The organism is Paenibacillus sp. FSL H8-0283 (assembly GCF_045040675.1).
Taxonomy (GTDB): Bacteria; Bacillota; Bacilli; order Paenibacillales; family Paenibacillaceae; genus Paenibacillus; species Paenibacillus amylolyticus.
Genome location: NZ_CP150295.1, coordinates 6,782,836 through 6,796,815 on the forward strand (window position 1 = coordinate 6,782,836; position 13,980 = coordinate 6,796,815).

The following is a 13,980-nucleotide window of genomic DNA, read 5'->3' on the forward strand; positions in this document are numbered from 1 at the left end:
TTCACACAATAGGATGAGCGTAGCTCAGGGCCACTCCCATATCATGCATTGTATCTTGGATCTATTGCGGACAACATGTGTTGACGCACAAAACGACAAGCAGGCCGAAACCGAACTCTATACCCTTATATTACACCTCTTACACATGAACATGAAAAAGAAATTTTTTACACTTGTGAAGATATTGTGAACATTGTAACAAAATCGATTTTTTTGTCAACCCATGAAGGCAAGCTAACCCCGCCGATCCTCCTGTCCAAGATCCGTATTCCTACCACATGTGGTATTAAGACAAGATCACATATGACCAGATGTGCGATATGTACACAAGGAAGGATTTGTTTATCCAAATGTTCAGGAATTGTTTTCCAATATCACAATTTTCATGCAACGAAATTGGTCACTGTCGTTATTATGCAGCGTTGGGCTCAGCCTTATTCCAACATTGAGACATCTTTTCTATTTCAAGTATGAACCTCTTGCGTCACGAATGCAAAAAAAAGACAGAAAGAAGGCCTGACGGATCGCCCTGCCTCCTGATACTTGTTTTCACTTTTTGCCCGATCTGATCGGTACAATTAGGTCAAACCATAACTATTTCTGGGGAATACTGATCCATTTCTTCAAGCAATGCTTTTATTGCAACGATGCCGGCTCGCTCCAATTCCTCCACTTCCAGCAGTATCGAGATAGCCTGATCGGCATGAAGCTTCTCATTAGGCAGTCCTCCATCTGGAAAAGGAAATAATTCTGCGAGTGTATTTAACTTTTGAGACATGTTTCGATATAACTCTTCTGCAAGAAGACAGAATGGAATCAAGTTGGAATAGCAGGCAGTCGAAGCCCACTTTAGTGAAAGTTCTTTGAAAAACTCGCTTGCATAACGCCTTGCATCCCACAAAACCGCAATGTTATAGGCGTGACCATTCGGTTCTACCCGTCTGTATTCAAGGGCTTCTCTCCAGACTGCATAGGCAGCCACGCCACTGACTGTGTTCGGCAGGGTATACGGGTCCTCCCCACGATAATGAGCCAACGCAGCTGTCAGTGCCGCGTGCAAGTTCATTTCTCGTATCATTCCATCTGATTCGGCTACCAGTACAAATACTTCCTGATTCACACCCCGGCCTACATGATCATAGGGAATTATTCCTGATTTAGTGAAATCGGTACCGTATAGGGTCCGGGCTGCATCATCATAGCCATAGATCAACCCGAATTCAGGAATATTCAGGTCCCACACGACGGCCGGAACTCCACGATGAATGGCGTAACGTATCAGGGAGAGGGCCTGAACAAGTCTTGGATTAAGCAACCTTTTCCCCTTCGCTTTCTCCTCTAGCATTGAAGGATCGACCAGATTGGCATTGAGTCCCGCTTCGCTCGCCAAAGCCTCAACCGCATGGGAACGATAACCCATATGTTGCAATCCTCTTGTAAGCACCTCTTTGAAGTTATAGGCGGTAGGTCCAGCAATATGTATGTCCTGAGGCAGGATGGTCAAACGAAAAGAAAGTCCACTCATCCCCATAACCATGGGGAGAGACGGAGATGGACCGATATAACCTAACATCTCGTGAATGGATGCTACTGCCGAGTTCCAGGTTTGGGGAGTCCGAAACGAAAGGGGTTCCTCCAGAGTCACTCGATTTTGCCCGAGTGAATTCCACTCTACCAGCATTTCTTCTACAGATAAATGAATATGAAGCTGAGACACTTTTTTACGTGAACGGGACAGAATTTGATACACATTGGCACTTGTCAGGTTGAATTTGCAGGCTATTTCTTGCGTTGACAGCTGCTCCATCCAATATGATGTGAAGACCTGTTGTTCTCTTTCATTCAGACAACCCAACAGCCTGTGGAGATTGTTCCTCATTTCCTGCTGAGCAACAGCTTGATACGGATCATAGCCTGTCTCCTGCGATCTCCAATCTGTGTCATTCAAAAGATGATTCAGCGTCATGTCGAGCGAGTCTTGATCGCTCCATGAGGCATCATCGGCTCCAAATCCAAATGCAAAGAACGAAGAAAAATGTTGTTCCCTCTGCTGCTTTTGGCGCTGCATATGTGAGTACGCCTGATTACGTACAATACGCTGCATCCAGGCCATAAAACGCTCAGCATTCTGAAGCTGTCCCATATGAATGAACGCACGAATAAGCCCATCCTGTAAAATGTCTTCTGCGAGATAAGAATCATACGTAAGCGCTCGCACATAACGAAACAATTGCCCACGGTAACGGTGAATCAACTCTCCAAAGGCCTCTGTATCCCCCGTTTGGGCTCGTTGGATAAGCGCGATATCCGGTTCCTTTTGCCGATCCTCTAATATCTCATCTTCCCCTGGCCTGATATGGCGATTGTTAGTTAATCCATCCATGTATATCTCCCTTTCTTATAGCGCCGCTTCACTTTCATTACTCCATCTTCAAAATAGAAGCTTCGATCATGGCTTCCGTCTCCGCGAGTGCCACCATGATTGTCGCAGCAGCCTCCCAGTTCCGAGAGACAAGACGGGATTGGCATTCCCCGAATTGGCGGGATTGTGCGTATTTCAAAGCAGAAAGGTCAGGATGGATTGTGTTAAAAAACAAACCATAATCATGGGCACGACGCGCGCCTACTGGCAGAGCAAAATACACATAATGAGCCCACTCATTACCATCGATTGCTCCAGTACGAACCTGTTCCGCCTTATGCAGAATGGCTGAAGCTCCGGTTCGTCCTTCCCGTGCAGCAATATCATGGGTCTGTTCTGTAAGGGTTGATTTGAACCAAGTGAAAGCCCGGCGGTTAATCTCCTCCAGATCAGGATGTTCAATGCGTTCAGGACTCCACCATCGTCGATACACACCACTACTCCATGGGAATTCAGACTTCCATGCTTCCTCAAGTTTATCCAGTGTCAGGAAGACATTCGGAAATCCAGCCGGGTCATGCAGACATATTTCATCGCCCATCATATTGAGCGCAACTACATAATGATCGCAACCACCCAGGTTGGGAGAGTTGGGATTGTAGACGAGTTTGCCCATATCCAGCGGCCCCATCATCACAGGGCCCTGCTTCAAAGCCTCTCTTAGCTCATCTACAGGCATCTCTGTACCCCGTGCTTGCACACTTTCGCGCACACTAAATCCCAGAATGCTCATCGCCTTGCTGATGGCCAGATCAGGACTGGAGGTACAGTTATCAAAAAAAAGCATATCTTCCTGCGTTCGAAAGGCCCCTAGTGAAAAGCCACCGATGGTTTCAAGCAGACCGGGATCTATCTTTTCTCCAATGGACGACAGCAGCATTGAAGCTGAATTGGCGTAACAATACGCACCATTTCCAATATAATTGCTCATATCATAACATCCTCTCATTCCTTTAATGAAGCACGCAATTATGCAATGCCTATACTTATACTGACTCTTCGTACAGATCATTTCTGACAGAATATCCAGAACAAATTTCTGACCGCCACGAAATAGTGAACGTTTAGAATACGGACATCCCGGTTAATAAGGACTACACCAGAAACGAAGGAGATGTTCGATATGAGTAATTCAACTGGCGACAAAATCAAAGCAGGCGTAAATAAAGCCAAAGGCGAAGTGAAGGATCAGATCGGTAATGCAACCAACAACAGATCCCTTCAGGCTGAGGGTAAAAAAGACAAAGCCAAAGGTGCTGTACAGGATAAAATTGCCGACATTAAAAAAGATCATCACTAGATCCTTTTAATGTGAGGTCCAACAGCACGAAGATTTCGTGCAATAGATCGTTTTAAAATAGCCTGACCGTCCGTGTTCGGATGAAATTCGAAAATGAGACGGAGGCGCAAAAAAGCCAAGGAAGGTGTTACTCAATACACCCTTCCCTGGCTTTTTTTGTGCATTTTATACTGCTGGAACTGCGTATCTTGCCATATCGATAATGAAACTGCGCGTTTCCCTTGTTGTATGGTATTCACGGCTGAACTGTCTGACCCATTCGGGATGTTCCCGATACCAACGGAAGGTTTTTTCCAATCCCTTTTCCAACGTGGTTTGTGGTAACCAACCCAATTCCGCTCGCAATCTGCCTGAATGTACGACCAGACTGGACCCTCTGGACTGGGTTGGTTCTTGCTCCCGAATCTCTACAGCAGCTACGGATCGATCCATTGGTTTCAATATCTCCCCGATCTCCTGCATGGTTGTTCCAAGCCCTGTTGATATGTTGTAGACCTGTCCGTCTTTGCCTTTCAGCATGATCTGTTCAATGGCCCGGAGGGCATCATCTACATACAAGAAATCACGCACTGCCGATCCCTGAATATCCAGAGGCAGTCCGTCCAACATCCGACCAAAATTTCGGGGAATAATACGGTCTGGCAACTGCCATGGACCATAGAGGTTGGTCAAACGAAAGAGTTTGACTGGAAGCTGGTAACATTGAGCATAGGAGTGAGCCAGCATTTCACACGCAACTTTGGACGCGGAATAAGGAGAGACGGGTGCATACGGATCTGATTCATGATAGACTCTGCCCCAATCGCCGCCATACACTTCAACGGATGAAGCCAGCAAGACTGGAATGTGATGTTCCGTAGCATATTGCAGGATAGACTGTGTGCTGAGTGTATTATTGCGGAAAACTTCCCCTGGCTGATGATACGAATAATCCACGTGTGGCATGGCAGCCAGATGGATAATGTAATCTGTTCCTGGAGGTAGATGAATCCGGTCCGATGCAAGGTCACAACAGATGAACGGCATCTCATGCAGAGGAGAGACATGAACAAGCCTCTGACAATAATCATCCCGATCCAGAAGGGTAATTTGATGCCCCTTTTGCGCCAAATACTGTGAAAGATTAAATCCCACAAATCCAGAAGCCCCTGTAATAACAATGTTCACACACGATTCCCCCTTGCGATTTATACAACGAGTGCAATGAAGAGAGTATATGTACTGAGTATAACCTTAAAATGATACATTTTGTATCATTTTACAATTGTTTTTTGTTCGTCCTTGAGTTTATCGGGTAATTTATAGTGAGGTGATGTGAGATGAATGAACGGAAAAAGGACATAGAGACGTTATTCCTTCAGGATGACGGTGTAATTCCCAATCATCCGACCCTGCCTGTTCTTTTGTATAAGAACGTATGGGCTGAAGAGGCCCTTCACGCAGAATCGTTGCTGAACCGTAATGGATGGGGAAATAGCTGGTTGAATGGTGTGTTCAATTATCATCATTATCATAGTAATGCTCATGAGGCTCTTGCTGTGGTGAGTGGATTCGTGAAACTGATTTTAGGCGGAGAAAATGGTCAGAAAGTTTACCTTCAAACAGGCGACGTTGTCGTGCTTCCCGCTGGAACAGGGCATAAACGTCTGGAGTCCAGCACTGATTTTCGTATTGCCGGTGCTTATCCGGGCGGCATGAGTTACAACACACGCACAGGTGAGGAAGACGATCGTGCCAAGGCTCTTCAGGAAATTCGAAAGGTTCCGATCCCGGTTACCGATCCGGTCTATGGACAGCACGGACCGCTACTAGAAATGTGGAATGGGAAGAAATCATAATACAAATGAAGATCATAAAGATGAATGTTATTGGACAATGCACTAGCGAAGCTGGTTCGGTACTTAACGAGAAAAAATAGACTGTTCCCCGGAAAAGTAGGAGTTACTCACCGATGGAACAGTCTATTTAAGTGTTAAGTCTGAACAGCTGGTATCGGGAACACTTCGTGATCATCTTACTATATGGGCAAGGAACTGCTCAAATCTTCCGTCTTATTTCAAACTTCGCGATCTCGTCGCTTGTTTTTCTATCCGTGCGTTTCAGCCTTAGTCCCTTTCAGCGCTCGGCAAGCCGAATACTGTAATACCTCATTGCAAGTGGCTTTCCATCCATTTCAAGTTGGCCTTGCAGCACCAGTTGTCGTAGACGGTACTCCACGAACGCATCACTTATATGCTGGCTACTTGTACCAATCACTTCACCCACAATACGAGCTGCTCGGATATACTTGCCTGGCTCCCAGTTCGGTGTCAGTTCCCTCACCTTCTGCATAATGTACTCGTCCAAAGCATCTTCAGTTAAGCTCCGAATCACGCCATTCTCCATCATACGTAATAGCCCAGGCTGTACCGAAAGTTCCAGCCAATCCTGTTCCAGTTGGCGGCGTTCTCCCTTGGACAGCGGCTCTTGCTCAGAGCAGACGTGCCACATCGCCAGAAGCTTTTCCGGAAGAATCTCGCCTGTGTGGAGCACATCGTATTGAACGTCAGGTCTATCAAATAATTGCTTATATAAGCCACTCGTTTCGATAAGATATATGGGACTCTCGGTGTTCCGCAATAGATACATGGCATAGAGTAGTCCCGTCTTCTCCCGTGCATTATTCGCATACCAGATAATGATCGACGTCTTGGAATCAAAGGACTGTATTGTGGCGTTGAGCTCAAATAATGATTCCAGTTCATGCATGCCATATGCCTCACGGTCATTGAGACACATTCGTTCGGTCAGCCAGAGATGCCTGCGTTGCAAGTCTGCACGCCGGGTCAGATCACCTAACGGCCCTACCGCATAATTATCATCTATAGAAAAAAAACTCCGTTTTTCCTGATCAGGTAATGTACTCATCCCCATTTTCAGACTACCTAGAGGTGAGTCTCCAAACGTGATATGAATTTCATTTGGCTTCTCGACCTCGGAGAGAGCTTGTTGTTCCAGACGCCCCAGATCAAAAGGGATATCCATATTCCGAAACAGTGACTGTACCGCTTCCGCAAAATCCACCTTTTCGCCTTGCTCTTCCTGCCGCTTGACCACTTGTGCTGATTTCATATAGAGCACACGCAGTACTGAACGAAGTTCATCTTCACTCATACGATTTATCGTTCGGCTGAATGCATAGATATTATCATTCATGCTGGGTCCTCCTTCGAGCTAACGAGATTACTGAAATCCTATATCTTCGCACTGATCATTCTTTTATTCATGAAGAAATCGATTTTCCAGCGGGTTGATTCAGATCATGTAGATCTTCACCATCTGACGATGACCGGGTAAAGTGTCGCTCCAGTTTGCGGCTTGCCCACAGGGATACCGCAATGAACAGTAATACGCCTACCCAGCGTATTGGGTGCTCCAGAAATTGTTCCACATTGGAACCGATATACGTAACAGAGAAGATCATGATCGCTTTACCACAGCCCACCGCAAGCAGGAAAGATAATAATCGCATTCGCGCGATACCTGCCGCCACATTAATAATGACAAACGGACCTACCGGGAAGATACTCAGCAGAAAAACATAACTGAATGCATTCCTTCGAATCCATACCATGCTGCGTTGCACACGAGGTTTGCGTGCCCATCGCTCTACAAAAGCGGATTTCCCAATCTCCCGTACAATCAGGAACGTAACGGTACAACCGAGGACCATACCGATCCATGAATATATAAATCCTGCCCACAGACCGTATACCGCACCGTTTACGCCCACAATCAACAGCGTTGGAAGCGGTGGTACAAATGATTTCATAAACGTAAGCAAAATTCCCGGTAACGGGCCCAGGGAGCGAAACTTCTCCAGCCAGAAACGAATATTTTCTTCCGTAATATATGACATAATGTCCAATGCTGCCGGGGTCATCTGCATCCATCCAATCTATACAGTCTAAGTTCTCAGGTTTGATGTTCACTATACATTTCATCATTCATATGGATGATGAAGCTTCTTTAGTAACTCCCTCCCAGTATAACGTACATCTTCGATGAACACCGTTGTCAATTTGAAGAAATTATTGCACAGCGAACTGACTTCCCACCCAAATCAGAATTAAATCAAAAAAGCACACCTCGACCTCTGTGGTCTTGGTGTGCTCTTCATATCGAAACCCCGATCCATCTTCGGGGGCATATTATCCTTCTTCCAGCTGCGCTTCCTGCATGGCCAGTTCAATCAATTCTGCCTGATGGGCAGCATTCCATTCGGGAATACCGGAACGCATGAACTCTTCGGCATCCATCGCTGCTTTGGACTGGTTGCACAGATTACAGGCGCAGACACAGTTGAGCGGAGTGGTATGTCCACCTTTAGCACGCGGCAGCAGATGGTCAATCGTATCTCCGTACGATCCACAGAAGTAACAGGTGTAGTGATCCCGGGTTAAAATATACCGCTTGAAATCCTTGTTGCTGAACAATCGGCGAATCGTGTACCGATTGACCACCACAGCGGCTTTTTCCTTCACCAGCGTGACCGCAAGCTCCATGTCCACTTCCTGATGCCAGCGTCTGCCTTTGTCCGTCTTACCTCTCATCCGTACCATGCCTTGTCGGTTGGTCCGGAGCGAAGCCGGATCTTCCGGGTCGATAGCAACCGGGGCCGACGGTGTCTGGCGGCGGGGACGGCCATCCGTGCCAGCCCCGTGGCTGCGGCTGGCATGCGCGGGTCGCTGCCCGGATGCAACGCGGGCAGCGTCTTCGCCGCTCGCCTTGGGCGCACGCTCTTTGCGCGCCTGGCGCGGCTTGGACCCTGGCGAGCCAGGCTGGCGCACGGGCGCAGGAGGCCCTGCCTCCGCAGCAGCCCCCGGCGCTTGCCCAGGCTCGCGCCTGGTGGCGGCAGGCTGTGCCTCCGCCGCCGAAGGTGCAGCGACCGTGGTGGCATCGCCACGGTCGCTCAGTGCCGGCGCATGGGCCTCAGCAGCTACGCTGCGGGCCTGCCCTGCGCCGGGCGCGAGCGCGGCAACACGCTTGCGGCGCCGCTTGCGCTTGCGTTTGGCTGCGGTCGGTTGATCCGCAGCCATGGGCTCTGCTGCCGCAGCTTGCTCGGCGGCCTGCACTGCAGCGGCAGCTCGCGCGCCTGCCCGCTGTGCACTGCCCTTCTCATTCGCAGCAGCATGCCCCTGCGAATGCCCTTCTTCCCCACGCCAGCGCTCGCCTGGCTGTGGCTCATCTCCTACTTCACCTGCCAAACCATCATGCTCCAGACTCGTCTCTCTCAGCTCATTGCCCGTTATGCTCTCTGATCGCTTGCTCTTCCTCCGTCTTCTCCTCTTCTTCCGTATACCCGAAGAAGAGGGTGGCGAAGCCACCAACTCAGCGCGTTCATCGTCATTCGAAGAACTTGAGTCTACTGATGGTTGAGACACCAGAATTCTGTCAGACTCAGCCAACGTAGCAGATCCTTGCTCCATACCATGGGAGGTACGACCTACCTCATCTCTCGCAGATGCAGAGCGTCTGGCAGTAACAGCACGTGTCTCCAAGCCATCCCGTTGATGCTCGATCCGTTCATTCGTTCGTCCGCTCACGCTTGAACCTGACTCGTGGTCAGCTTGTCCACCAAGTTGGCGACAGCTGCGGCAGGCTCCCCGCCTGGCTCCGGGACCTGCCCGCTTTCCGGTTCTGCGCCGGAATTCGGACATCGGCCGCTGTTGTCCGCAATACATACACGTTTTGCTCAGTCGCGCTTCTTGTTCCGTCTTTCCTTGCCGGAAAGGGGCTGGACCCGTCTCCATGTTGTCACCTCGGTTCCGTATGAATCCGGTTTCTTTCTATTGTATCACATCTGCTCGTGAACACCCTCATGGCCATAGGCCTGATAATCTTTCGAGTTGTACTCCTGTGTCTGTTCACTGCATTCGTGAAGAATGTGTTCCACATATTCCAATATATCCTGCATCGGTCTCCCGCATTTTTCGCATGTTGTCATTATATTCACCTTAATCCTGTTATCCATAATGTATTATCGTTCCGCCTTATGATTACCCCTCATACATGAAAAAGAAACACTCGTTCCCCATATTACACATATCTGCATACATCAAAAAAACCGCTTCCTGCTCTCCCCTAAGGTCGACCAAGAAACGGTTTATTATTCCTGTGTTGGAAATACATCTTATCAAACGTCCAGTTGGCCCGAGTTCTGTTGTGGGACCAGACGTGGTTTGGGTTTTGGCAGATTGCCAAAGATGACCCATGCATATGGAACAAACCTTGCCGTCAATCCAACGACGATCCACGAAGCGATCAGAGCTACACCGAATCCTCCGGCATACCACAGATGCACTAACCAAGAAACACCTGTTTGCGGTGGAAATTCACGATACACCAGCAGGAAGAAGGGATGGATCAGATAGATGCCAAAGGACAATGCCCCAAGCCGATTCAGCGGCTTGACGATGAGTGAAGGCCCTTTGCGATAGAGCAGATAGGCAATCTGGATAAGCACCAGTGCACAAGCAAAGGTATGCACATTCCAGAAGAATTCATACCACAGTGTGTTATACGTTGCGATCTTCAGACGCAGCAGGTAATAGATATACACATGGCCAAACCCAGCAATGATCCATACCGCCCAGAGCAGAATCCATGAAGCTACGCGTCCTTTGGTTGCATTGGCTCGACTGATAACAAACCATTGCTTGATTTTAGGGAAGTACACTCCGATAAAAGCACCTAGCATGAAATAGGAGAAGTACGAAAACGCCCAGCTTCCCTTGTTGGGCACCTGGAATCCATATTTATTACTTACGATGAATGCCCATTGAATCAATAGTCCAATCGGAACAGACCATTTCACCACAGAAGGATATTTCTTAAGCAACCATAACACCAATGGGAATAACAGATAAAATTGCATGTTAATAAACACAAAGTACAGATGTGTATAGGCCTTACCTGTAAACAATTTCGTGATAAAACTTACTGCCGATTCGCCGAAAGGTCGGCCCTGATAATGCGTGAAATGCAGCAATACAAAATACATTAATGAAAAAAGGAAATACGGAAGCAAAATATACACAAATCTTTTCTTGTAGAAGTTACTCACGAGTTTCTTATCCAGCGGACGGGAATAATAGTTATAGAACAGTACAAAACTGCTCATAAAAATAAAGGTTGGCGTACCATATTTCATAAAGATATTAATAAAGTTGTACAGCCAGTAGTAGCCTGAACCCGTCATGTCCACCGTTGCATAGGACGTGGAATGCACGCACAGTACGCCGATAATTGCCATGGCACGCACCAGATTCAGCTCTGGAATTCGCTCTCTTTTCAGTGTTTCACTCATGTTTACGTTTCTCCTTAATGTGTTCGTCAATATGTCAGATATGACTTAATACAATAAAGCTCTCTATCTATTAAAAGCCATAATGCTTAAGATGGATAGTCTATTTTCTTAACAATTCCTAAATTTTCAACACATTTCACACTATTTTCATGTCTATATATGTAAAAAAGACCGCGAGTACGCGGTCTGTGGAACATCCTGCTCTCAACCAAATGAATATTGGATCAACCGGATGAGAATGGTAAATTTGGGTTTGGGCATGATCACGCCCCTGACTGAGTCTACTTCGCACGACTCGCCAGAATCTGTTTATACACGTCGATAGCTGCCTGTCTCGATGCCTTCAGATCAACAATGGCATCCTTGCGCGGCTTATGGATGTCCTTGCTATGCAGATCCTTCAATTCAGGCAACCACTTGCGAATATAATCACCTTGCGGATCATACTTCTCGGATTGTGTTACCGGATTGTTCACGCGAAAATACGGAGCCGCATTCTCACCAAGCGAGGCACACCATAACCAGTTACCACGGTTTTGAATGTTATCATAGTCACTCAGCTTGCGTCTGAAATAAGCTTCCCCCAGGGTGAATGGGCATTGCAGGTTTTTGGTGAGAAACATCGCCGTGAGAATCCGCAGCCGGTTTGGCATATGTCCGGTTTCATTCAGTTCCGTCATCGCTGCATCAATAATCGGAATGCCTGTCTCCGCCTTGCACCACCGTTCAAAGTAATCATCATGGAGAGCCGAGAGATCGTACACCTTTTCATATGTAAAATAGTGACTCTCATAGACCGCCCGATACAGATAGAAGTCGCGGAAGCACAACTGCCTGATCCATTCCCCAGCCTCAGCCGTGCGACTCGCCGCATCATACATTTTGCGAATGGATACAGCTCCCACAGCTACGTAAGAACTGAGATGACTCGGCTCGTACGCCTCATATTCATCCCGATGATCCCCGTATTCAGCAATTCGATCCGACAAAAATTGATCCAACAGCAGATGCGGGTCCTCGTCATTCGAACCACTGCCCTCCAGCAACTCCGGAGGTACCTGCATTGCATCCGGCCATTCAATCTGACGATCACTCACCTTCAACGCTGCAACCGTTGTTGCCGAAGGAGGGTTGGGATGTTCATTCATGAATTCCACCCAACGCCGATGAAAAGCCGCAAATACTTTATATGGCTCCGACTTGCCTGTAAAATTGGCAAATCCATTCAGATCCATCAACAGATGATCCGGCAGTTGTGTGAACGAAACCTCATGCGCCTCACTGACTTTGCGTATGGCCCTATCCCGCTCGATTGCATATGGCGTCATGTCCCGATGGACCACAATTTCGTCAATCTCACCTTTGAATTCGTTCAGGATGAATTCAACCACTTCAGCCGGTTTGCCATAAGCAACATGCAGTTTTCGTTTGGCTTCAAGATACTGTCTGCCTAATTCCGCTGCGTGCTGCCTGAAATTCACACCGCTGTGTTCCTTCTCTCGGCCTTGCCGCAGGAGGAATGAATCATAGATGAGAACATGCACACTCTCTTCTTGATGTTCCCGCAAATAATCGAATGCGGCCAGATCATCCGTACGCAAATCTTTGCGGTGTATGAATAGCTTCATGCCTCATCCTCCTGTCTGAACTTACGTTTATTTGTCCGTCAGGTTCTTATATAACCTGCTTGTTTCGGGCTCCGGCTGATACCCCAGATCTTCATTTAATGTCAATGTAAATGAATGATATAAACGAAGTATGCCTTGCTGATCATCCATGGATGCATACACTTCCATCATGAGTCGGCAGATCTCTTCCGAATAAGGCTCCCGTTCCTGTAATATCGTTAATTGCTCAATCGCTTCCTTGCCACGACCATGCTCCATGTCCCATCTCGCGATATCCATAACCAGCGCTGTATACTTGCGTCTGAGTTCCCTTGCTTTCGCCTGTGCCCAATGATAATCATGCTCTTCCAGATAATCGCCACGATAAAGCGGAATCATATGCCTCAAGTCATCGACATTGTCGGATGTGATGACATGGTAAACCATCGATTTTTCAAATTGATCCACATCACTTACCAGATTGCCTGATAACAGACGATAACGGTTCATATTGTACTCCAGCTTGCCTGTCATGTTCCATTCCTTAAGCAGCTTTCGAATCTGGTACACGGAAGTATGTAGATGGGTTAATCCCTTTTCCTGGGAAACATCGCCCCATAGCTTATCCAGCAGAATCTCCTTGCTTACCCATTCTTCCCTGTGATGAAACAAAAAAGCAAACAATTCCTGTGATTTGGTTGTGCGCCACTTATGTTTCTTGGCACCCTGATCCAAGCTTCTGTAGATATCCAGATGTTTGAACGTAAGCAGCCCCGGAACTTCAGTATCCAACTCCACAGGTACAGGTTCCGATCCCTGTACCTCGGCGGTGGCTGTAACTTGGGAATTATGCGACATTATGCCCGCAATTCGATCAACGGTTTTGGCCAATCGGGTCGAGCTGACCGGTTTCAGTACATAATCCAGTGCATGCAGCTCAAATGCTTCCACTGCATGGTCCGCATAAGCCGTAACAAAGATAATACGAATACTCTGATCCAATTGCTGTATATATTCAGCCGCTTCCAGGCCATTCATCTCGGGCATTCCAATGTCCAAAAATACAACATCTACACGCTCCTTTGCCAGAAAATGGAGACCATCACGAACTGTTGAAAAACATTGCACGGGTGTAATTCGTCCGTCCGTTCGTAGTAGTCGCTCCAGATGAAGCTGCGCTGGCTTCTCATCATCGATCACAATGGCTCTCACCGTTCTTTCAGCCTCCTGCCATGAAAGATTCAATAGGAATACCGATTTTATCGGCACCCCCTAGTCTGTTAACCATAATTGCTTCACTTGG

General features: G+C 47.5%; 11 protein-coding genes. 2 read left to right on the forward strand and 9 right to left on the reverse strand.

Going from position 1 to position 13,980, the window contains the following annotated elements:
* Nucleotides 1-583 precede the first annotated feature (583 nt).
* Together MHI52_RS29790 and MHI52_RS29795 are read right to left on the reverse strand one after the other, a co-directional pair.
* Complete coding sequence (locus MHI52_RS29790) at nt 584-2,383, reverse strand: RNA polymerase sigma factor (protein ID WP_405158144.1); 1,800 nt, start codon at nt 2,381-2,383, stop codon at nt 584-586.
* 37 nt (nt 2,384-2,420) lie between these two features.
* Entirely contained in the window at nt 2,421-3,353 is a 933-nt protein-coding gene (locus MHI52_RS29795) for a hypothetical protein (RefSeq protein WP_405158145.1), read from the reverse strand.
* Nucleotides 3,354-3,545: 192 nt separating this feature from the next.
* Between MHI52_RS29795 and MHI52_RS29800 the strand changes: the two genes are divergently transcribed.
* Nucleotides 3,546-3,722, forward strand: a complete 177-nt coding sequence (locus MHI52_RS29800) for a CsbD family protein (RefSeq protein ID WP_074092719.1) — start codon at nt 3,546-3,548, stop codon at nt 3,720-3,722.
* 165 nt (nt 3,723-3,887) lie between these two features.
* Here the strand turns inward: MHI52_RS29800 and MHI52_RS29805 are convergent, their stop codons facing one another.
* Nucleotides 3,888-4,889, reverse strand: coding sequence for an NAD-dependent epimerase/dehydratase family protein (locus MHI52_RS29805; RefSeq protein WP_340983954.1), 1,002 nt, complete (start codon nt 4,887-4,889; stop codon nt 3,888-3,890).
* Between the two features lie 152 nt (nt 4,890-5,041).
* Here MHI52_RS29805 and MHI52_RS29810 point away from each other — a divergent pair, with 152 nt between their 5' ends.
* Nucleotides 5,042-5,560, forward strand: a complete 519-nt coding sequence (locus tag MHI52_RS29810; RefSeq protein WP_340983953.1) for a cupin domain-containing protein — start codon at nt 5,042-5,044, stop codon at nt 5,558-5,560.
* Between the two features lie 277 nt (nt 5,561-5,837).
* Here the strand turns inward: MHI52_RS29810 and MHI52_RS29815 are convergent, their stop codons facing one another.
* The 6 genes from MHI52_RS29815 to MHI52_RS29840 form a co-directional block, all read right to left on the reverse strand.
* Nucleotides 5,838-6,917, reverse strand: coding sequence for a DUF1835 domain-containing protein (locus tag MHI52_RS29815; RefSeq protein ID WP_340983952.1), 1,080 nt, complete (start codon nt 6,915-6,917; stop codon nt 5,838-5,840).
* 67 nt (nt 6,918-6,984) lie between these two features.
* Nucleotides 6,985-7,620, reverse strand: coding sequence for a TVP38/TMEM64 family protein (locus tag MHI52_RS29820; protein WP_245838419.1), 636 nt, complete (start codon nt 7,618-7,620; stop codon nt 6,985-6,987).
* Between the two features lie 292 nt (nt 7,621-7,912).
* Nucleotides 7,913-9,514, reverse strand: coding sequence for an HNH endonuclease (locus MHI52_RS29825; RefSeq protein ID WP_405158146.1), 1,602 nt, complete (start codon nt 9,512-9,514; stop codon nt 7,913-7,915).
* Nucleotides 9,515-9,897: 383 nt separating this feature from the next.
* Nucleotides 9,898-11,070: an acyltransferase gene (locus tag MHI52_RS29830; RefSeq protein WP_405158147.1), complete on the reverse strand. Its 1,173-nt coding sequence runs from the start codon at nt 11,068-11,070 to the stop codon at nt 9,898-9,900.
* A gap of 281 nt (nt 11,071-11,351) precedes the next feature.
* Nucleotides 11,352-12,698, reverse strand: coding sequence for a cryptochrome/photolyase family protein (locus MHI52_RS29835; protein WP_405158148.1), 1,347 nt, complete (start codon nt 12,696-12,698; stop codon nt 11,352-11,354).
* Between the two features lie 27 nt (nt 12,699-12,725).
* Nucleotides 12,726-13,889: a response regulator gene (locus MHI52_RS29840; protein WP_405158149.1), complete on the reverse strand. Its 1,164-nt coding sequence runs from the start codon at nt 13,887-13,889 to the stop codon at nt 12,726-12,728.
* Nucleotides 13,890-13,980 lie beyond the last annotated feature (91 nt).

Coding starts and splice junctions, on each gene's coding strand:
- MHI52_RS29835 (WP_405158148.1), bottom strand. CDS start 12,698: ATGAAGCTATTCATACACCGCAAAGATTTGCGTACGGATGATCTGGCC.
- MHI52_RS29825 (WP_405158146.1), bottom strand. CDS start 9,514: ATGGAGACGGGTCCAGCCCCTTTCCGGCAAGGAAAGACGGAACAAGAA.
- MHI52_RS29820 (WP_245838419.1), bottom strand. CDS start 7,620: ATGTCATATATTACGGAAGAAAATATTCGTTTCTGGCTGGAGAAGTTT.
- MHI52_RS29810 (WP_340983953.1), top strand. CDS start 5,042: ATGAATGAACGGAAAAAGGACATAGAGACGTTATTCCTTCAGGATGAC.
- MHI52_RS29800 (WP_074092719.1), top strand. CDS start 3,546: ATGAGTAATTCAACTGGCGACAAAATCAAAGCAGGCGTAAATAAAGCC.
- MHI52_RS29815 (WP_340983952.1), bottom strand. CDS start 6,917: ATGAATGATAATATCTATGCATTCAGCCGAACGATAAATCGTATGAGT.
- MHI52_RS29790 (WP_405158144.1), bottom strand. CDS start 2,383: ATGGATGGATTAACTAACAATCGCCATATCAGGCCAGGGGAAGATGAG.
- MHI52_RS29795 (WP_405158145.1), bottom strand. CDS start 3,353: ATGAGCAATTATATTGGAAATGGTGCGTATTGTTACGCCAATTCAGCT.
- MHI52_RS29830 (WP_405158147.1), bottom strand. CDS start 11,070: ATGAGTGAAACACTGAAAAGAGAGCGAATTCCAGAGCTGAATCTGGTG.